At 28.1% G+C, this 20,255-nt stretch carries 14 protein-coding genes, 7 tRNA genes and 1 rRNA gene; 2 read left to right on the top strand and 20 right to left on the bottom strand.

Annotation, left to right across the window (positions count from 1 at the left end; genetic code table 11):
- Positions 1-109 precede the first annotated feature (109 nt).
- The 3 genes from D2A34_RS25045 to D2A34_RS25035 form a co-directional block, all read right to left on the bottom strand.
- Positions 110-898: a Cof-type HAD-IIB family hydrolase gene (locus D2A34_RS25045; protein ID WP_079442213.1), complete on the bottom strand. Its 789-nt coding sequence runs from the start codon at positions 896-898 to the stop codon at positions 110-112.
- 26 nt (positions 899-924) lie between these two features.
- Positions 925-2,652: a ferredoxin hydrogenase gene (locus tag D2A34_RS25040; protein ID WP_079442212.1), complete on the bottom strand. Its 1,728-nt coding sequence runs from the start codon at positions 2,650-2,652 to the stop codon at positions 925-927.
- A gap of 237 nt (positions 2,653-2,889) precedes the next feature.
- Entirely contained in the window at positions 2,890-3,486 is a 597-nt protein-coding gene (locus tag D2A34_RS25035; RefSeq protein WP_119368240.1) for a TetR/AcrR family transcriptional regulator, read from the bottom strand.
- A 391-nt stretch (positions 3,487-3,877) separates the two neighbouring features.
- Here D2A34_RS25035 and D2A34_RS25030 point away from each other — a divergent pair, with 391 nt between their 5' ends.
- Positions 3,878-4,768: a phosphatidylserine decarboxylase gene (locus D2A34_RS25030; RefSeq protein ID WP_079441908.1), complete on the top strand. Its 891-nt coding sequence runs from the start codon at positions 3,878-3,880 to the stop codon at positions 4,766-4,768.
- A gap of 45 nt (positions 4,769-4,813) precedes the next feature.
- Here D2A34_RS25030 and D2A34_RS25025 read toward each other — a convergent pair.
- The 3 genes from D2A34_RS25025 to D2A34_RS25015 form a co-directional block, all read right to left on the bottom strand.
- Positions 4,814-4,888, bottom strand: a tRNA-Arg gene (locus tag D2A34_RS25025).
- A gap of 182 nt (positions 4,889-5,070) precedes the next feature.
- Complete coding sequence (locus tag D2A34_RS25020) at positions 5,071-5,976, bottom strand: sensor histidine kinase (protein ID WP_119368239.1); 906 nt, start codon at positions 5,974-5,976, stop codon at positions 5,071-5,073.
- A gap of 279 nt (positions 5,977-6,255) precedes the next feature.
- On the bottom strand, positions 6,256-6,738 hold the full coding sequence (locus D2A34_RS25015) for a DUF1189 family protein (protein ID WP_079441906.1): 483 nt from the start codon (positions 6,736-6,738) through the stop codon (positions 6,256-6,258).
- Positions 6,739-6,959: 221 nt separating this feature from the next.
- Here D2A34_RS25015 and D2A34_RS25010 point away from each other — a divergent pair, with 221 nt between their 5' ends.
- Entirely contained in the window at positions 6,960-8,138 is a 1,179-nt protein-coding gene (locus D2A34_RS25010) for a L,D-transpeptidase (RefSeq protein ID WP_079441905.1), read from the top strand.
- Between the two features lie 86 nt (positions 8,139-8,224).
- Here D2A34_RS25010 and addA read toward each other — a convergent pair whose 3' ends face one another.
- The 14 genes from addA to rrf all read right to left on the bottom strand — a co-directional run bounded on the left by addA (position 8,225) and on the right by rrf (position 20,196).
- Positions 8,225-11,956 (bottom strand): helicase-exonuclease AddAB subunit AddA, encoded by a 3,732-nt coding sequence (addA, locus tag D2A34_RS25005; RefSeq protein ID WP_119368238.1) that lies wholly within the window; start codon positions 11,954-11,956, stop codon positions 8,225-8,227.
- Positions 11,957-12,012: 56 nt separating this feature from the next.
- Positions 12,013-15,510 carry a helicase-exonuclease AddAB subunit AddB gene (addB, locus tag D2A34_RS25000; protein WP_119368237.1) on the bottom strand — a complete coding sequence of 1,166 codons (3,498 nt, stop codon included), beginning with the start codon at positions 15,508-15,510 and terminating at the stop codon, positions 12,013-12,015.
- 22 nt (positions 15,511-15,532) lie between these two features.
- Complete coding sequence (locus D2A34_RS24995; protein ID WP_119368236.1) at positions 15,533-16,030, bottom strand: GNAT family N-acetyltransferase; 498 nt, start codon at positions 16,028-16,030, stop codon at positions 15,533-15,535.
- Between the two features lie 173 nt (positions 16,031-16,203).
- A tRNA-Ser gene (locus D2A34_RS24990) sits at positions 16,204-16,294 on the bottom strand.
- 32 nt (positions 16,295-16,326) lie between these two features.
- Positions 16,327-16,417: transfer RNA gene (locus tag D2A34_RS24985), tRNA-Ser, on the bottom strand.
- Positions 16,418-16,618: 201 nt separating this feature from the next.
- A tRNA-Ser gene (locus D2A34_RS24980) sits at positions 16,619-16,709 on the bottom strand.
- A 35-nt stretch (positions 16,710-16,744) separates the two neighbouring features.
- A tRNA-Ser gene (locus tag D2A34_RS24975) sits at positions 16,745-16,835 on the bottom strand.
- A 150-nt stretch (positions 16,836-16,985) separates the two neighbouring features.
- A complete protein-coding gene (locus D2A34_RS24970) occupies positions 16,986-17,213 on the bottom strand; it encodes a DUF1667 domain-containing protein (RefSeq protein WP_119368260.1) in 228 nt (75 codons plus the stop codon).
- Positions 17,214-17,229: 16 nt separating this feature from the next.
- Complete coding sequence (locus D2A34_RS24965) at positions 17,230-18,624, bottom strand: NAD(P)/FAD-dependent oxidoreductase (RefSeq protein WP_119368235.1); 1,395 nt, start codon at positions 18,622-18,624, stop codon at positions 17,230-17,232.
- A 2-nt stretch (positions 18,625-18,626) separates the two neighbouring features.
- Positions 18,627-19,148, bottom strand: coding sequence for a transcription repressor NadR (locus D2A34_RS24960; protein ID WP_119368234.1), 522 nt, complete (start codon positions 19,146-19,148; stop codon positions 18,627-18,629).
- 16 nt (positions 19,149-19,164) lie between these two features.
- Positions 19,165-19,671 carry an HD domain-containing protein gene (locus D2A34_RS24955; RefSeq protein ID WP_119368233.1) on the bottom strand — a complete coding sequence of 169 codons (507 nt, stop codon included), beginning with the start codon at positions 19,669-19,671 and terminating at the stop codon, positions 19,165-19,167.
- A gap of 243 nt (positions 19,672-19,914) precedes the next feature.
- Positions 19,915-19,990 (bottom strand) — tRNA-Ala (locus D2A34_RS24950).
- A gap of 1 nt (position 19,991) precedes the next feature.
- Positions 19,992-20,068, bottom strand: a tRNA-Ile gene (locus D2A34_RS24945).
- Positions 20,069-20,079: 11 nt separating this feature from the next.
- Positions 20,080-20,196, bottom strand: a 5S ribosomal RNA gene (gene rrf, locus D2A34_RS24940).
- Between the last annotated feature and the right edge of the window lie 59 nt (positions 20,197-20,255).

The raw sequence follows: 20,255 nt of genomic DNA, 5'->3' as shown, positions 1-20,255 counted from the left end.
TAAATTTATTATTTAAAATGCCTAAATAAAAGATTTAATAACCTTTTATTTAGGCATTTTCTATTATGCTTAAACTTTTTATTGTGTTTTATTAATAACCACTTAAAAGCTACTCTAGCATGTCCCCTATAACTTCATACACATAATCAACGAAATTATTTGCATGATGCTTAACTATCTCTTCTACATTATTAAATGTATAGCTATTATTTGTGATTTTGAACATTGATACATCATTTAAAGAATCACCAACTGTATATAAATTATCAGTTGTCATATTCTCATTTTCTAATATCATCTCTATAGCAATTCCTTTTGAACAATTTTTAGGAACTATATCTACAAAAAACTGATTTCTAAATACTTCTATATATTCACTATAATCCACTAATAATTTTTCTTTCACCAATTCAGACATAGATATTGATTGAGATACATTAAAAATACTCATAATTTGTGAGTCTGCTGTATTGCTTAATGCCATATCTAAATTTACTCTATCAGAAAAATGATTGAAAAAATCAGCATCAACCTTAGATGTATCTACATTATCATTTTGAATCATATATGTAGCACTTCCATCATCATAGTAAATAAGTGAATCGTCCCAATTATAAAAGCTTTCAATTATCTTATTTTGAATTTTATTAGGAATTACTTTTTCATGGATTATTTTATTATTACTATCAGCTATTAATGCACCATTACACATAACTAAATAATCATATTCAAAAGGATATTCTCTTAAAATATCGTTAACTCCCTTAAAACTTCTTCCAGTTGAAACTATAACCTTATTACCTAATTCTTTCAGTCTTCTTAATGCTCTCAAATCTTTTTCACTAATCTTATTATCCCTAAATAATGTTCCATCTAAATCACTTGCTAGAAATCTCATTTTAATATTATCCCCCATTAACTGCGTTATTTATCATATTTTATGTGTAGTAACTTATGAGCTTTGCCTTGTCCTGGTGCTCCCATATATTCATGATACATTTTCAATAATGCTGAATTCTTATGGGATTTTCTCTTTTCTAAATTTTTATCTTGATTATATAGTACAGATGCTCTTAAAGCTCTTACATCTATATTTTCCCTGTCCTTTGCATTTACGTGAGGTTGTCCTCCACCATTAATGCATCCTCCTGGGCAAGACATTACTTCAATAAAGTGATATTGTTTTCCAATTACTTTTCCACTCTTCATAAATTCAAATAAATTAGAAGAACCGTTTATTACAGCTACATTATAATTTTCTCCACCAATTTGCACTGTAGCTTCTTTAATTCCTTCAAATCCTCTGACTTGTGAATATTCTACATTTGTTAAATCTTTATCCTCTATGAAATCTTTAGCAGTTCTAAGAGCCGCCTCCATAACTCCACCCGTAGTTCCAAATATAACACCAGCTCCAGTATATTCTCCCATAGCTAAGTCTGCTTCGCCATCTTCTAAACTAGCAAAGTTAATCTTTGCATCCTTAATCATTTTCGCTAGTTCTCTTGTGGTAATAACAGCATCTATATTTCTTATTCCATCATTAGCCATTTCTTTTCTATCTGCCTCAAATTTCTTTGAGGTACAAGGCATTACAGTTACAGTAAATACATCCTTAGGGTTTAATCCTTCTATTTCTGGATAATATGTTTTACTTGCTGCACCAAATATTTGTTGAGGTGATTTTGCTGATGACAGATTCTCTAAAAATTCTGGGTAGTAATTTTCAAGAAGTCTTACCCATGACGGACAACATGATGTAAACATAGGGAATGGGCCATTATTCTTTATTCTTTCAATAAATTCTGTTGCCTCTTCCATTATTGTCATATCGGCTCCAAAGTTGATATCAAAGACCTTATCAAAACCTAACATTCTTAATGATGTATATAGTTTTCCTGTAACATCTACCCCGTACCCTAATTTAAATAGCTCTCCCATAGAAGTTCTAATTGATGGAGCCATTGCAACTATTACATGTTTATTTTGATCCTCTAGTGCTTCCTTTACTCTATCCATATGCGATTTTTCAGATAAAGCCGCAACTGGACACGCAACAACACATTGACCACATAATAAGCAGTTAGTATCATCAAAACACTCATTTCCTATAGACGAGACTTTTCTCTCCGCACCTTTGCCTACAATTTTAATCATTTCAGTTCCTGTCTTTTCTTTGCAGGCAGCAACACATCTTCCGCATAGAACACATTTACTTCTATCTATAACAATTGATTTACTTCTTTCATCAATATATTCTAGTTTATCAGTAACAACAAAAGGCGTATTAGCCTTCGCTTTCGTTTTAATAACCAGTTTTAGAAACTCACAATTTTCTCTTCTATTACAAGGTCCACATTTAAATTCATGTTTATCTAGCAATGTACTCACTCTTGACTTTATTCTTTCTTGAACTTTTTCTGAGTTTGTTTTTATAATCATTCCATCTTCAACTTTAGTTATGCAAGCTAAAGATAAATTATTCTTTCCTTCAACTTCTACAGCACATACGCCACATTTTCCTACATTTCCGCAATCGTTTAAATAACATAATGTAGGTATATCTATTCCATTATCTAATGCTGCCTTTAAAACAGTTGTTTTTTCATCTTCTATTTTTATAATCTTACCATCTATTACTATATTTATCATAAAAAAGAATCCTCCATCTTAGTGTTCTATTTTAGTTAATAAATAGCCTATTCTCTAGGCCACCGAATACTATTTTAACACAATCATAATGAAGAATTAAATATTAATTAATAACTTTTATTGATAATATTATTTATTTAACCAAATTTTACAACTAAAAATACATGTTTTCTCACAATTCTAGAGTTAATATATTAACAAAGTTATATGGTTCTTAATTCTTAACTATTTTAGATATTATTTATCATTATAATTTACTTCTTTATAATTTATCCCTAAACCATTTAATGTAAACTTTATTGTGCTTTCTATAATGTTCTCTAAGTCTATCTTTTCAATACGAATAGACTCATATATTGCAGATGAGCATAATGAACCAAAAAACTCAAATGCCATAAGCTCAATATCCCCTTTTTCAATCAACCCATTTTCCATAGCAATTTTTATGTTAATTTCAATTTCATATATATATTTTCTTATTTTTTGTCTTAATTCATTTTGCCTTCTTTCAGTTCCCCATAACTGACTCATTACTATCTTGAAGAAATCTGTATATCCATAAAGAAAAGTTAATTGTATTCTACATATCCTTATTAATTTTTCAATTGGATCTATACTCGTATTTTGAACTTCAACAACTTGATTTTCTAATATCTGAAGTCCTTCCTCAACAATAAAATTAAATATTTCTTCTTTACTTTTGAAATGATAATACAATGTTCCCTTAGCGAGACCTGCATTTAAAGCTATTTCATCCATTGTAGCTCCTCTATATCCTGATTCCGAAAATATTTTTATTGCTGATTGAAATATTAATTTTTTTGTCTTGTTCATAATACTTTTCCTCGTTTCCCCTATATAATCTTACAATAACATGCAACTAATATTATACCATCAAGTTCAATAGTAGGCCATAACTCTATAACTCTCTCGTCAACAAGATTTAAAATCTCATTCATTTATATCTCTTTTGAATTTCTTATTATATGTGATAAAATTAGTATTAAGAGTTAAAATAAATTATGTATGTTACACATTATTTATTAATGCATATTTTATATTAATCTAAATTTATATTAATTCCTATTATGGCTAATAATATAAATAGGATCTATAAAAATTATAAAATTAAATAAGAAATGGAGGATACTTGTCATAACTGTAACATTATAAGTTTATCTGGCTTTTGCCTACAATATTCTATAAAGTTTTGACAATTGTATTTATGATTCAAGTTTATAATAGAAAAACAAAATCTTATGAAGAAGAGCTTATAGCGGGGAAAAAGTATATTGAATGGACATATGAATCCCCAATTGGCAAAAACGTTACTGAACTTATCGCAAAAAAGAAGCTATTTTCTAAATTGTATGGAACATACTGTGATACAAAACTAAGTGCAAGTAAAATTCCATCATTTATAGAAAGCTTTAATATCGATATGACTTTATCAAAGAAAAAGATTAATGAATTTAATTCCTTTAATGATTTTTTTACTCGGGAACTGCATTCTGAAGCTAGACCAATAAATAAAAACAAAGATATATTGATTTCACCTGGAGATGGAAGACTTACTGCATATGAAAACATTGATCTTGATAATATAGTTCAAATCAAAGGATTAACTTATAGTCTAAAAGAATTAATTGATGATGAATCTATTGCTAGTAAATACAGTAATGGTGTATGTGTTATTTTAAGACTGTGTCCAACAGATTATCACAGGTTTCACTTTATAGATTCTGGTATTCCATATGAAAGTCACCATATTAAAGGACATTATTACTCAGTAAATCCAATAGCACTTAAGGCTGTCCCTAAGCTTTTTTGTGAGAATAAACGAGAATGGTCATTGTTTAAGTCAGATAATTTTAAAGATGTATTGCATGTAGAAGTTGGTGCTACTTGTGTTGGCTCAATAATTCAATCTTATTCGCCTAATGTTAAAGTAAATAAAGGCGATGAAAAAGGATATTTCAAATTTGGAGGTTCAACTACAATATTATTTTTTGAGAAAGATTCTATCAAAATTGATAGCGATATTTTAGAACAATCTAAATTAGGCTTTGAATGCAAAGTTTTATTCGGTGAAAACATAGGCACTAAAATTATATAAAAAAATGTCTTAACTTAATTAAGTTAAGACATTTTTTTATATAAATGGCAGAGCGTAAAGGAATCGAACCCTTAATGTACCGTCCGTAGCGGTAAGTTATATCCGTTTAACTAACGCTCCATACTTATTTTTAACAACAGAACTATATTATCACAAGCTACTACAATAATCAAGTTTATAATAACTTATTATAATAAATTTATTTGATTTCCTAATTATAGTTTAGATAAATTATATAATAAGTTATCTAAAAATAGAATATGTTAGATAACTTACTATACCTTCATAATTTTCTAAGTAATTTATAGATAAATATCTGAAAATTCCACTTCAAGTATTTCTACTTTGCTCTTAGAATTTAAACATTTATTTTTCACAATTTCATTTTCTTCTAGCTTCTCTATTGGTAACTTAATAATAAACTCACAACCCTTGTTCATTTCACTTTTAAGTTCTATACTTCCATTATGAGCCTTTGTCAGATATCTAACCAAATCTAAACCTATTCCACTACCAGAATGTTCACTCTTTTTATTTCTAGAAGATTGAACAAATCTATTAAAAATATTACTTTGTTCTTCTTTAGGTATTCCAATTCCTTCGTCTTTAATTGAAATTGTTAGCTGATTAATACTCTTCCATGTGTTTATATATATACTGCTGCCCTCAGGCGAGAACTTTATGGCATTAGATATTAAATTCATTATTATTCTGTCTATTGCTTCAGGATCAATTGCCATAATACATTCTTCAACATTTGTATCAAAAACTAAAGATATATCCTTTTGTTTAGCATACTTATCTATAGATGATATATTCCACTCTATTAAATTGATTATATCTAAATTTTCTTTCTTCATGTTATAATACTTTTTTTCTAGTTTTGTAGTATCAATAAGATTATTTATAAGTTTTAATATCTTATAAGAATTTCTTTTTATAATCTCTATATGATCTTGGCATTGATCTCCTTTTTTATTATTTTTATATTCATCTTTATAACACTGCAATATACTTAATATTACATTTAGTGGTGATCTTAAATCATGAGAAATATTTAAAATAAAATCTTCTTGAATCTTTTTACACTCTGATATATTAATAAGTATATTAATCAAATCTTCTTTTGATAATTTAATAAGCTCAGCTTTATTTAGTGTATTCTCTTCACTTATTCCACCATCTTTTAAAATATCGACCTCAACCATTTCTTAATCCCCTTTTGTAATTTTTTTTACTTTTTTTACCATATACCCTTAATATATAATATCATATTATTTTCCATATAACAACTCCTTGTTATACAGTATATCCAGTTGTTAGATAATAGATTTAGATTCAAAATGAAACTTGATTAATTGGACACTAAAAAATAAATAGAATATATATTCAATAAATTAATTTTTCCTTCATTGAATATATATTCTATTTATTTCAGCATCTATATAATATCCTTTAGCCACTCTTTAATTAATTTATAGTAGTTTTTAAGTTAATTTCTTTATTATTTCATCTTTTATATACTTTAATATTAATATAACATAAGTTAGCGTCCCAACTATAAACATTGTATCAAAACTCATATTGGGATTAAATATTTCTAATATAATTTGAACCATCAGTGGTAATGTGGCCGCATATAAAGTCAATGAATATAAAGCTATATGTTTAACTACCATCCGCATGAATATTGCAAAAAGAGAGGATACAACAGATACAATTAAGCAGTCAAATAACAAGTTAAGAAAACTCATACCAAAATTGGTAATAATAGTAGATGTAAAAAAATTTAATTCAAAATTATTATTTCTATATACCGCAAAAGCACTTCTTATTATTGCCAAGATTAATGTAAGCAGCATTGCATACGAAATTGATCTAAAAAATCCTTCCTTAGCATATTTAGAAAAAACTTTTATGTCATATATAGAAGTTATAACTTTTTTTAAAAAATTAGTTCTATGGTCCATCTTACCCTCCGAATTAATACTCTTTAGTTTTATAAACTCTATTCACTATATTAACATATATTAAATTTAGTTAAAACCTTAAGGTTTATTTTTTGTGTTTCTTGTCAATATTATAGATAAAAAGGACTACTATTATTTAATGTGTATAAAAAACCAAATGATTATATGCACATTTTTTAAACGTTATTCGATTAATAAGTATTAAATTAGGAGGCATTTCTTTGAATATAAATAGAATTCCTTATAATAAAGTAAACAAGAAGAGGAAAGCTAAAATAATCATACGCATATTATTATTTATATTTATTTGCTTTAGTACCTTTTATGGTTTCTATAAGTACAATAAATTTATTGACTCTTTTAAAACAAGCTTTGATAATTATAAATTTTCTCAAGCAAATAACATCTTATTAACTCAACAAAAGTTTAATCCATTTAAAGTATTTATGATGGATAATGATATTTCTAAATACTTTAGTTATAAATTAAATAGTCTAACTGAAGATATTAATAACCAAAAAATATCTTCTGAGAATGCATTGATACAGGTAAAAGAGATTCAACGATACAATATTATAGATAATAATAAATTACATAGCATTTCCGATTCAATAGATTTAATTAAAGAATCAACTAATAATTATAATACTGCTATAGACCATTTTAATAATAGACAATATGCTGAATCTATCCCTTACTTTAATAAAGTTTCTGCTCTAGATTTAAATTATATTGATTCATTGATATATTTAAATGATGCTAAGAGTAAATTCAAGGAATCCTTATTTGCAGATTGTGATAATTTAGTGAGCAGTGATTATTACAGTGAAGCTCTATCTAAGATTTCAGATAATAACAATATTTTGGGCAATGATTCTGATGTAAAAGAAAAAATAATAGATATAAAAGAAAAACAACAAGATTACCTAGATAAAAATTCTGCTATTGCCGAAGCTTCATCTCGTGCATTAACAAACTCAATATCACCTAAAAATATTAATACATTAAATATTGAAAGCATCACATCATATTTTGTTAATGTAAATCTAAAAGAACAGAAGACCTATGTCTATAAAGGAAAAGCAGATAAATGGCAATTAATTAAAACTTTCCTATGCTCTACTGGTGTAAATGGTGAGGATACTCCTTCTGGCTCTTTTTCAATTAAAGAAAAAGGTGATTGGTTCTTTTCAGACAAATATGAGCAGGGCGGAAAGTACTGGTCCCAAATTACAGGCGATATCTTATTCCACTCTGTCCCTTTTGCTAAGGATAAAACAACGGTCTTGGACTATACTATGAATAAACCATCTTCTCATGGATGTATTAGACTTTCTTTGGACGATGCTAAATGGATCTATACTAATATTCCTAAAGGAAGCAAAGTAATAATAAAATAATATATTGTATTAAATAAAAGAGCAAGATTGTAAACTCATTACTACTATCTTGCTCTTAATTTATTAAATTGTCACTTTTGCATCAATTATAATAGGACTTCTTTCTCTAGAGAAAATGAATATAAATATTTATACTTAACACTTTTGCCTGTCATTTTAAATACAGCATGACTGTAATATTCTAATTGTTTTTTATATTTTTCTTTTAAATTATTCTCATCGCCCTTTTTTACATAATCAGTTTTATAATCCAATAATATAATATCTCCATCATATTCAAAAAAGCAATCAATTATTCCTTGTAATCTAACTTTCTCATCCTTATATTTATCTTGTTCTAATGTTTTATCTATTTGTAAACTACTTATTTCAGTATAAAATGGAACTTCTCTATAAATTATTCCGCCGTTCATATTTAATTCAATAATTTTTCTTCCTAAATCAGATTCGAAAAAATTTAATATCTTATATGGATTAATAGCCTTTAACTCTTCATTAAGTATGAATTCGCCTTCATATAATTCCAGCAATTGTACTTCTATTTCATTTATAGATGATACTCTATTAAGATCTAGCTTTTTCATTACAAAGTGAACTGCCGTCCCCTTCTCTGATGGTGTCAATCCTCTCTTCTCTTGAAGAAACTTAGGGGTTGTTACTACTTTTTCTCTATAAATTTCTTGAGTATTATTATTTTCTTCAGAATTCCTTCGCTTTAAGTCTGAAACAGAAATGTTACTTTTAAGAGTAGTTGACGCCTTTAAAGGATATTCGTATGATAGCCTTCTATTTATCTCATATGAAACTGAATCATTTAATGAGTTAGTATTAGTTATTGTAGTCTCATACTTTTCCTCTTCAATACTTTCTAACTCCAATTTATTAATTAAATGACCTTTATTCCATAAATTAATTTTCCATTTTGATTCATCATCTTTTGATATTTCATTAGAACCTCCAGCAATATCTCTAATTACTGTTCCATCACTATGATGGCATAACGTCATTCCGACCCAATCTAAATACGATCTACATTTTAATACTTCAGAAGGTAGTATATAATCATGCTCCAATGATGCTGAGCTCAACCATCTTTCTACTGATTTTTCAACATTAGTGACTGTTCCTGTCATAATCAGCTTTTCTTTCGCTCGAGTGCATGCAACGTAAAGTATTCTCATTTCTTCTGATAGTGTTTCAAGTTTCATTTTCTTTTTTATTGATTCTTTAGCCAAAGTTCCAATACTAAATCGCTTTTCTATATCTACAAAATCTGGTCCAAGTCCTAATTCATCATGATATACCATATTCTTATTTAAATCCATTAGATTAAAACTCTTTCCCATTCCACATAAGAATACAACCGGAAATTCTAATCCCTTACTTTTATGGATGCTCATAATTCTTACTACATCTTCATTCTCCCCTAACATTTTGGCACTTCCCATATCACCTGACGACTTTGTAAGCTTATTTATGAAATTAATAAAATTAAATAATCCTTTAAAACTTGTTTTTTCAAATTGTTTAGCTCTTTGGAAAAGTATTTTTAAATTGGCCTGTCTGAATACCCCATTAGGCATTGCTCCAACATATCCATAATAAGCAGTATCCATATATAAATGCCATATAAATTCATCAATTGCCATATAAATTGACTTGTTTCTCCAAATTTCAATACGCTCAATTAAATACTTGCATTTGTCGATTAATTCCTTAGAATAAATTTCCTCTCTATTATCATGAGCTTCTTCACTTATATATTTTATATTCTCATAAAAATATTTATCTTTATTAACAAGCCTGACATCACTTATTTCTTCTGCTGAAAAACCTGCAATTGGTGATCTCATTAAGGCTAACATTGGAACATCTTGCATAGGGTTATCTATAACTTTTAAAAGAGAAATTATTGTTCTAATTTCAATTGATTCAAAATATCCTGTTCCTGTATCTGAATATACCGGAATTCCTTCTTCCCCTAATTCATCTAAAATACTTTCAGCCCAATTTTTCGTTGCCCTAAGGAGAATTACTATATCTTTGTACATTACTGGTCTATATTCGCCTATTTCCTTATCTAAAACCTTAAATGTTTTTCCATCCTTTGACGACATTAATTCTTTAATTTTCCTAGCAACGATTCTTCCTTCCATAATTACATTATTTATTTCTTCTTGTTCTTCAACAACTTCTTCAGCTGATTCTTCATAGTTTTTATCTATTATATTAAGCTCAATAGCGCCACCAAGTATTATATCCTCATCTTCTGATTCCCTATAATTTGCCCCCAAATTTAAAGCCTCATCATTAGAATATTCTAATTCACCAACTGTCTTAGACATTAATTCTTTAAATATATAATTTACACCATCAATAATCTCTTTTCTGCTTCTGAAATTCTTATATAGCTGAATCTTTCTACTGTTACCTTCGTCTAATTTATATGTATTATATTTTTCAATAAACAGTTCTGGTTTTGCTTGTCTAAATCTATATATACTTTGTTTTACATCTCCAACCATAAATACATTAGGATTATTACTTTCTTTTCTAGATACTAAATTTATTATTGTTTCTTGAACATTATTAGAGTCTTGATACTCATCTACTAAAACTTCATCAAAATATTCTCTAAAGTTTTTAGCAATATTAGAAGGTATAATATTACAATTTTCATCATTTTCAATTAGTATTTTTAAGCACAAATGCTCTAAATCATTAAAATCCAAAATATTTCTATCTCTTTTCTTTTTACTGAATCTATCCCCAAACTCCAAAACAATATTTGTTAATTTTCTCATATGGGGATATGCTCCTTGTATATTACTTAACATTTGCTGCGGTGTCACTGAGAATGTATTATTCACCAACTCAGATATTTTCTTTTTAATATCATCTCTAATTTTTCTAACAATGTTTTGAGCATTTTCATCTGAAACTTTATCTTTTTTAATAGATTTAAGCCTATTAAATTCTACTGCTAACAATGCTTTATAAATTTCTTCTAAACCATTGCTAGTTGATTCATAGATCCTTTTTATACACATTAATTCGCTAGTATAATTATCTATGTATGGTTCTAAGCCATCTGTTTCATTAATTATTTCAATGGCCTTCTCCATCATCTTTATATAACCTTCAATCTCAATTCTAACATTATCAGCTAACACTTTAACCCATTTAGTTCTATTTAATTCTTCTATAGATTTAATATTGAAAGCTTCAGTACTATCATTAAGCCATTTTTCAGGCCATGGACCTGACATAGTGAAATTAAATAAATCTAAAACTAACTCTTTTAGATTATCATCATTCTTGTAACTGCTAAACGCTTCAACTAAATCTGTAAATTCTAAATCGTCATCATTATATTTGTCTTCAAAAAGTTCATCTATAACTTCTGACTTAATAAGTATGCCTTCTGTTTGATCTCCAATTCTAAATGATGGATCAAGATCAATTCTATGAAAATTATTTTTAATTACATCTAAACAAAATGAATGCATCGTTGTAATATTAGCTCTATTTAGTAGTGTTAATTGCTTTTGGAGATTTCTAGAATTCGGATTTTTATCTAATTCCTTTGATATTGCTGTGGCTATTCTCTCTCTCATCTCAGCTGCTGCTGCATTAGTAAATGTAACAACTAATAATCTATCTATATCAACCGGATTCTCTTCATTTGTAATTATTTTAATAATCCGTTCTACAAGCACTGCAGTTTTACCTGAACCAGCTGCTGCTGCTACTAATAAATTGCAATTCCTTGTTTCTATTGCTTTTAATTGTTCATCAGTCCATTGTGTCTTTCCCATAAATTAATCTCTCCTATCACTAATCAAAGTCTCTTTTGAGTTTTATCAATAATCTTCTAAGCTTCCTCATTGGTCTCTTTAATTAGTTTATTAGAATCATTTATATCATCTACATTATAAATTTCTTTTCTTATACTATTCCAAATATCATTCTGAGATTTCTTAGCAATAACTTTATACTTGTTATCCTGTATAGATGTATCAAATTGACAAATTGCTGAAAAATCACAATACTCGCAACGAGTTCTGTTAGCATTTTTAGTTGGTTGTATTTTAATTTCACCACTTAACATCTCTTCGCAAATTTCCACCATCTTCTTATTAACATATTCTCTAAGTAATATAAATTCTTCTTCCGTAACTACATCACTATTTGACTTGAAATCCCCATCATTCTTAAATGCAGCCGGTATAATTAATGAATAGCCTTCAATATCTCTATCCATAGCCTTAACAACCCTAGCATCCTTTAAAATTAGCCCTTTCATCTTTAAAGCATCTAGAACTTCTTCCTGAACCTCTTCTGTAGTCATTTCCTTCTTACTCTTTATTATTGGATCATCTATTTTAAAATATAGTATAGCTCCCGGCTTTGCTTGACGCTCCAATATATATTTAGAATTTTTAATTAGTGCATCTAAATATACTAATAATTGCATCTGTAATCCATTATAAAGTTCATTCAAATCAAACTTATTAGTACCAGTCTTATAGTCTATAATCCTAATATATGTTTCTCCATCTAAATCCAGTGTATCTATTCTATCAATTCTTCCTTGAAGATACACTTTTTCATTGTTTTCTAAATCTAGTGTTATAGCTTCTCCTGAACTATAGCTTCCAAAATTAAATTCTGTTTTAAAAACTTCAAATTCACCTTTTCCTATTTGATTTGCAATAACTGAAACAGATTTAGAGATTACTCTCTTAAATCTTTGAGCTAGATACTTAAACTTCTTAGAACTATTCAAAATTGAATTACTTTGTTCATTTAACTTTTTATCAATGATATTAGATATCATTTCTTTACATCTTTCATTATTTAGTTCAGACCATAGTATTCCCTCTTCTTTAACTCTCTTCGTAAATGAATCTAACATTTCGTGTACAAATGAACCTAAGTCTGGTGGAGTGAACTCATATACTTTTCTATTTTTTGCTTTTAAACCATATTGTATAAAATATGAAAATGGACATTCAGCATAATTCTCTAATCTTGAAACGCTAAAGACTAAATTTCCCATATCATTTTGATATAATTTTCTAAGTTTATTCTTTGCAACTTTATCCCCTACATTTGAATATGTAAGTCCTTTAAATATACTTTGAACCTTTTTCTTAAATTGCTCATTTTCTTTAAACCAGTTATATACTTGTGGCCAGTATGGCTCTATATCCTCTTTGTCAAAATCTCTTCTTACAGCAAGTATAAGTTCATTAAACGTTGCTATTGGTGCAATAACCTTACTAAAAGGATTTCTTTGATCTTCTAAATTATAAATTGAACTTTCTTCTACTAACTTAGGAAGTATTTTTTTTATTCTAGGTATTACTATAGATGGTCTTAATGATTTTCCTTCAAAATCAGACATTGGATATGACAACATTAAATATTCACTACTTATTGTTAAAGCTATGTATAAGAGGTATTGCTCCTCAAATACTTTATTTCTAGTTGTTGTGGCTAAGATTATACCTATATCATTTAGTATCTCCCTATCCCTATCAGATATAATTCCTTCATCCTTCTTAGATGCAGGTAGCACTCCATCATTAATTCCTACTATATAAAGAATCTTTACATCTCTACCCTTAATTCTTGCAATATCACCTATATTAACTTGATCTAAGGCTACAGGTATTACTCCTATTTCCTCATTAGTAAATCCTGAATTTAATATCTTAAAGAACTCAAAGTAATCTAGCGTTTCTTCTCCAATTACATCAACTGCTTGATCCAATATATCTATAACTATACTCTCAACTTGGCTATACTCTTTTACCTTATCTTCTAACCCTAATTTTTCAAAGTTATCAATCCACTCTTCTATTCTTTCAAAAGCTTTAATCTCAAGCAAAAATTCATAAATAGCTGTGCATATATCTCTAACTTTATATTTTCCATTTATTTTATTATGAAAATTTATTAGCGGCCTCCTGATTTCTTCCATGATTTCAGATATCAATATCTTTTCATCAGTTAATTCATCATTATCATTAAACCAACTTTCTCTGATTATCTCTTCTACTGTCCACTTATATCCCCTTATTCCATGCTCTAAAACAAAGTTTTCTAAAACATCAATATATGAATTAATTACTCCCGTTAATCCACTTTTTAAATATTTAAATACGCTTTCGTATGACCAATTCTTGGATAATATTTCAAATGCAGAACTTATAAGTATAACTAGTGGATTACTTAGTAATTGAATCTTCTTGTCAAGAAAATAAGGAATATCATAATCCTTAAATATTACTGATGTTATTTTCTCATAGTCATCTATATTTCTACAAACTACAGATATATCTCTATATCTGTATCCATCATCTCTTACAAGTCTTGTTATACTTTTAGCTATATTCTCAATTTCATCATAAATATTATTTGCCTTATATAATGATACTCCTCTACAATCCTTCCTATATTCATTAAATGGATAAGTAAAAAAGTACTTTTCTATATGCCTAAGTTCCTCATTATCTTTAAATCTATATGGCTCATTGTTATTTAGATAAACTGGCTTATCATATGCTATATTATTATCTTTCATTAATTTTAATAATTTGTTTTCTGTATTCTTTATTATATTAAAGATATCAGTTACATCTTCATTCCCATTCTCTGTAGATTTTCTATCCATACAAAGAGTTATATTTACTCTATTACACCTCTTAGCCAATAATCTTATTATTTCCATTTGTTGAGGTGTGAAACTAGTAAATTCATCTATCCATATTTCTGAGCCTTCATAAGCGTTAGTTTCTAATATTTTTTTACTTAATAAAGTTAACTCATCATCTCCATCAATATAATTCTCATGCATTTTGGAATTAAATGCTTCATAAATTACTGTTAATTCTCTAATTTTTTTAATTAACTCAGGATCGCCTGTCTTTTCATCAATTTTTTTCAAGTTATCAATATCAACACTATACTTTTTAAACTCTGAAATTATCTCTGATACAATTTCATTGAAACCCTGTTCTCTAGATATTTTTTTAAAATACTCTAAAGAATCTAAATTCTCATTTAATACTTTATGAATAAGCATATTTCTACCAGATTCTTTAATTATTTCTTTAACACGCCCACCATATTCATCAAAAACTTCATGAGCCATCTTTTTAAAGCTAAGCACCTCTGATCTCAAAAAAGCATGTTCTCCAATAAACTTTAATATTTTATTTTCAGTAGTAAATGTGTATTGTTCTGGAACCAATAAAATTAATTTATTCCCTAAAGCATTATCATTTATATGACTTTTTATTTCATCAATGCAAAATTTACTTTTTCCTGCTCCAGCTCTTCCGTAAATAAATCTTATACTCATTGTATCTTCACACCCTTACATCTTAAATATAAATCAGTTCTTCTCTAAGTATACCCATAATTATGGTGTCTAAATATTCTCCATCTATATAAACATTATTTCTCTTTATGACTTCTTCAATAAGTCCACACTTTTTATAACAATTTATAGCTCTTAAATTAGTGCTTATAACTTCTAGCTCAACCCGTATAGCATTTAATTTCATAAATAGATACGCTAGTAAAGTTTTTATAGCATCTTCACCATATTTATGCCCCCAATAGCTGCTTCCAATTGTTATTCCAATAGAGTATACCCCTATATGGCAGTTACTCTCCTTGTAAGTTATAAAACCAATTAAAATATCTTTATCATTTAATATACTCAATGCTTTTCTTAAGTTATCACCTTCATCATTGCTATGGATATCATTAGGAATAATACTATACCTTTTTACAATATTTTCATTAAATAACCTATATAAAATAATAATATCCTTTCTTTCTACATCTCTTAAATATATTTTCTTACCCTTAATCATAATTCACCTTCTTAAGTAAATTAAGTATTTATATATCTATGCTTATCATTAATTATAATGTTTTAATTTCAAAACTTAAATCAATATTTATCTCAGCAAACTATGAGCACACAATTCTAATAAAGTAAATTTATTTAAAACAAAAAAACACCTAACAAAACGTTAGATGTTTTTGGCGGAGGATCCGGGATTTGAACCCGGGCGCCAGTTACCCGACCTACGCCCTTAGCAGGGGCGCCTCTTCAGCCACTTGAGTAATCCTCCATGTGCCCTCTATATTTAAATTAAAAAATATATGGCGGAAAGATAGGGATTCGAACCCTAGGTACGCTCACACGCACGCCGGTTTTCAAGACCGGTGCCTTAAACCAACTCGACCATCTTTCCGTAACTCACAAAAATTATTATATCAAGCAATATGATAACTGTCAACATTTTTATTATAATATTTTTAATTTTAACATATATAATTTATAATGCCCTATAATCTATTATAAATTCCAATTCATAATAGATTAAAATCTCCTACAATTTATTATGAATATATCTTTAAATAAAAAAAAACATCTAATAAAATATTAGATGTTTTGGCGGAGGATCCGGGATTTGAACCCGGGCGCCAGTTACCCGACCTACGCCCTTAGCAGGGGCGCCTCTTCAGCCACTTGAGTAATCCTCCATGTGCCCTCTAAAATACTTTTTTAGACAAAAAAATGGCGGAAAGATAGGGATTCGAACCCTAGGTACGCTCACACGCACGCCGGTTTTCAAGACCGGTGCCTTAAACCAACTCGACCATCTTTCCACGTCTAACAACAAATATGATTATATCAGTGAATTATAATTATGTCAACTAATTTTTATATTTTTTATTTATAATTTATTAATGTCTCCACTTAGTAATACATATTATATTTTAGGTCACCTGCAAAACTTATATTAATTCTATAAATTATTAATCTATTTTTTTTGTGCATATTATATCTACGCCTGTATTCATTATATTTCTGCAAATAACATCTCCAATATTAATAGGAGCACTGGCATAAATTCTACTAAGAACTTTAGAGAATTCTCTCCACAATCTTTTTTCGATAGGCTTTGTACTTTTAACCGAAACAACCTTATAATTTTGATTTCCTTTTATTCTAACTAGACTTGTAAATATATCTCTATCATCCACCATTAATTCCTCCTGTCTAGATTTCATTAAATTCCTTAATTCTTCCTACTAAAATTCTAGAATCCATAGAATCATCCACTATGCTTAAAACACTTTTATTCATTTCTCTTGCTAATATCTTTATAATCTTCATATTACAGGATGCACCATTACAATTGCCAAGACCTATGCCCGTGCGTCTTTTCACCCCTTCAACTGTTCTTGCACCCAAAGGTCTTCTTATAGAATCAATAATTTCTCCCTCCGAAACATTATTGCAACTACAAATAATATTACCATATCGTTTATCTAATGCAATTATCTTATTTCTTTGTTCATTTGACATATTTCTGAATACATATATTTCTCTTTTTTTATCTATATAATCTCTCTTCTCAGTCATGTTCATGCTTATTTTAAGTTTTTCTTCAATATCCTTTGCGATAGCAGGTGCGATTGTCACTTTAGCATAATGATTTCCTATAACCTTTATATACCCATCATTGAGACTACTATCATCTATAATGATACTATTTTCATTATATGTTTCTGTAAATATATTAGCTATGAGTTCTTTCTTTATATATTCCAAAATACTTTTTGATAACTCTAATTCGCTCTCTAGCCCTAAATAATCATCACTTTTTATTCCAATTAAATTTCTTCTCGATGATGTTGGAATACTCATGACAAATGTCTCTTTATTTATATCATTTATAATAATAGTACTTTTACTATTTTCTAACTTGTCGTTTAATAATATATATTTCATTTTATTATTTTTTCTATTAGACATTGTACCACAACACTTATCATTAAAATTTTCATTCGGTATTGTATTTATAACAAATTTACAAGTAAACTTATTTTTATTTGTAGTTACTTTAAAACCTTTTGAAATATTCTTAATATCAATAACTTCCTCTTCTAGTCTAAAGTTAACCCCATTATCAGATGCGACTTCTGCGTAAGATACTACTAAATTATAAGGAGATATTACTGCAGTATTCTCAGAGTATAGGGCTTTAGTTACCTTCATTTTTAAATTAGGTTCTATCTCATATATTTCATCTGCATTCAATATGCGTATGCCGTCTATCCCTCTCTTTTTAGAGTTTTTATACATATACTCGATTGTATTGTAATTGGAATCATTTTGTGAAATTCTTAGTGAACCAATCTTGTCATACTTTATGTTAAATTTTTGGCAGTGTTCCTTAATCAATCTAGTTCCCATGCTTTCTAGATTAGCCATATATTCATCTTTTGCTTCTGATCCATCGTAAGTAATTGCTGCGTTAGTAAAGGATATGTCATTAGCTACATCATAATCCTTTTCAATTAGAGCTATATTTATGTTATATTTTGATAGTTCATACGCAACAGCACATCCAATAATTCCACCACCTAAAATCAATACATCATAATCCATTATTAATCCTCCAAATCTGAAACTATAAAGTTATTTTTTTTAAGTTCACCTATAATTAAATCAATATCTTCCTGGCTTTCTGCTGAAATGGTATGTAGATGAACTCCATTAGTTAGTGCAGATAATAATTTGGCTCGCTGCTCCTGATACTTCTGAATAAACTTATTTAATTCATTATAATTTTTAATCATAAGCATACCTTTTATTTCTCCATACAATGGATGTTCTACTATAACATCTTCAATTGTTCCCCCGTATTTAATCACTATGCCTAATTCATTAAACATTTCTTCTTCAGTATGAATTACAGCAATAATAGCTTTAATTTTATGTTCATTAGCATTGATTATATATCCATCTGGAGTAGCTATTATATTTTTTCCTTTTGCCCTAAGAATAGCTATGTCTCTTACAATAACTTGCCTTGTAACGCAATATTTTTTGGCTATGACACTACCTTTTAGTGGTTCATTACTATCTGACAATAACCTAACTATGCATTCTCTTCTCTCAATAGAATTCATAACTTCCTCCTATATTCTAATTTAAATTATCACACCTCTTTAATATCTTTAAATATGTATTATCCTTTGCATTATTGTCATCGTGATGATATCTGATGCAATTTATTATATCTATATTATCTTCGTTTATATTCTTCAATAAATCTGCTCCAATTTGAGGATGATTATAATAATTATTAATTCTTTGACTTTGAGTGTATTTTAGAAAATTACCATATGTAATTTTATTTATAATAATAATAATACTTTTATAAAATATATTTAATCTTGCCTTAGATTTTCCTATATCATGCAATAATGCACATTTGCACATTATACATTTATCTATATCCAATATATTTTCATCCCTGATATACTCCAAAGCAGCTTTGCATACCCTTATTGAATGATTTCTCTCTGACTTAGTAACTTTCATAAATAAACTTAATTCAGATTTGCTGAGGTACTTATTTGGTATCTCACAATCTGTATTTTGAAATACAGATTGTATTGCCCAATGGAATTGCTTAATTCTGTAAATCATTGCATATCATGACCCCTTATTAACATTTATATTAGATTAGTATTCATAGTTTATTATAATACTTCCCTATTATACAAATTTACGCTGTAATGTTTTACTTTCTAGTTCTTAACTATTCATTAATATATATTATAATATAAAATCTAATTATTTATCATAATTCCAATTAAAAATATACTTATAAAATGTAAACTATTTATTTAACTATAAAAAAAAAGTTATGAATTTCTTCATAACTTTTTTTGGTGGAGATAAAGAGATTCGAACTCTTGACCCCCTGCGTGCAAGGCAGGTGCTCTCCCAACTGAGCTATACCCCCATGGTGGACCTTCAGGGACTCGAACCCTAGACCTACCGGTTATGAGCCGGTTGCTCTAACCAACTGAGCTAAAGATCCCTTTTGTATTTACCTGGCAACTTCCTACTCTCCCACACAGTCACCCATGCAGTACCATCAGCGTAATAGACCTTAACTTTCCTGTTCGGAATGGGAAGGAGTGTTACCTCTATGCCATCATCACCAGATATTACAAAAATATTATACTTATTAAAATATAATATGTCAAGTATTTTGAAAGATTTTA

The sequence above is a fragment of the Clostridium chromiireducens genome (assembly GCF_003575225.1).
GTDB classification, from domain to species: domain Bacteria; phylum Bacillota; class Clostridia; order Clostridiales; family Clostridiaceae; genus Clostridium; species Clostridium chromiireducens.
This window is presented reverse-complemented; position numbering and strand designations above follow the sequence as displayed.

Excerpts from the sequence above, each read along its gene's own strand:
- D2A34_RS24965 (WP_119368235.1), bottom strand. The coding sequence starts at position 18,624 with ATGGATTATGATGTATTGATTTTAGGTGGTGGAATTATTGGATGTGCT.
- D2A34_RS24995 (WP_119368236.1), bottom strand. The coding sequence starts at position 16,030 with ATGATTAAGGGTAAGAAAATATATTTAAGAGATGTAGAAAGAAAGGAT.
- D2A34_RS25030 (WP_079441908.1), top strand. The coding sequence starts at position 3,878 with ATGATTCAAGTTTATAATAGAAAAACAAAATCTTATGAAGAAGAGCTT.
- D2A34_RS24960 (WP_119368234.1), bottom strand. The coding sequence starts at position 19,148 with ATGAATTCTATTGAGAGAAGAGAATGCATAGTTAGGTTATTGTCAGAT.
- D2A34_RS24955 (WP_119368233.1), bottom strand. The coding sequence starts at position 19,671 with ATGATTTACAGAATTAAGCAATTCCATTGGGCAATACAATCTGTATTT.
- D2A34_RS25040 (WP_079442212.1), bottom strand. The coding sequence starts at position 2,652 with ATGATAAATATAGTAATAGATGGTAAGATTATAAAAATAGAAGATGAA.
- D2A34_RS25015 (WP_079441906.1), bottom strand. The coding sequence starts at position 6,738 with ATGGACCATAGAACTAATTTTTTAAAAAAAGTTATAACTTCTATATAT.
- addB (WP_119368237.1), bottom strand. The coding sequence starts at position 15,510 with ATGAGTATAAGATTTATTTACGGAAGAGCTGGAGCAGGAAAAAGTAAA.
- D2A34_RS25020 (WP_119368239.1), bottom strand. The coding sequence starts at position 5,976 with ATGGTTGAGGTCGATATTTTAAAAGATGGTGGAATAAGTGAAGAGAAT.
- addA (WP_119368238.1), bottom strand. The coding sequence starts at position 11,956 with ATGGGAAAGACACAATGGACTGATGAACAATTAAAAGCAATAGAAACA.
- D2A34_RS25035 (WP_119368240.1), bottom strand. The coding sequence starts at position 3,486 with ATGAACAAGACAAAAAAATTAATATTTCAATCAGCAATAAAAATATTT.
- D2A34_RS25045 (WP_079442213.1), bottom strand. The coding sequence starts at position 898 with ATGAGATTTCTAGCAAGTGATTTAGATGGAACATTATTTAGGGATAAT.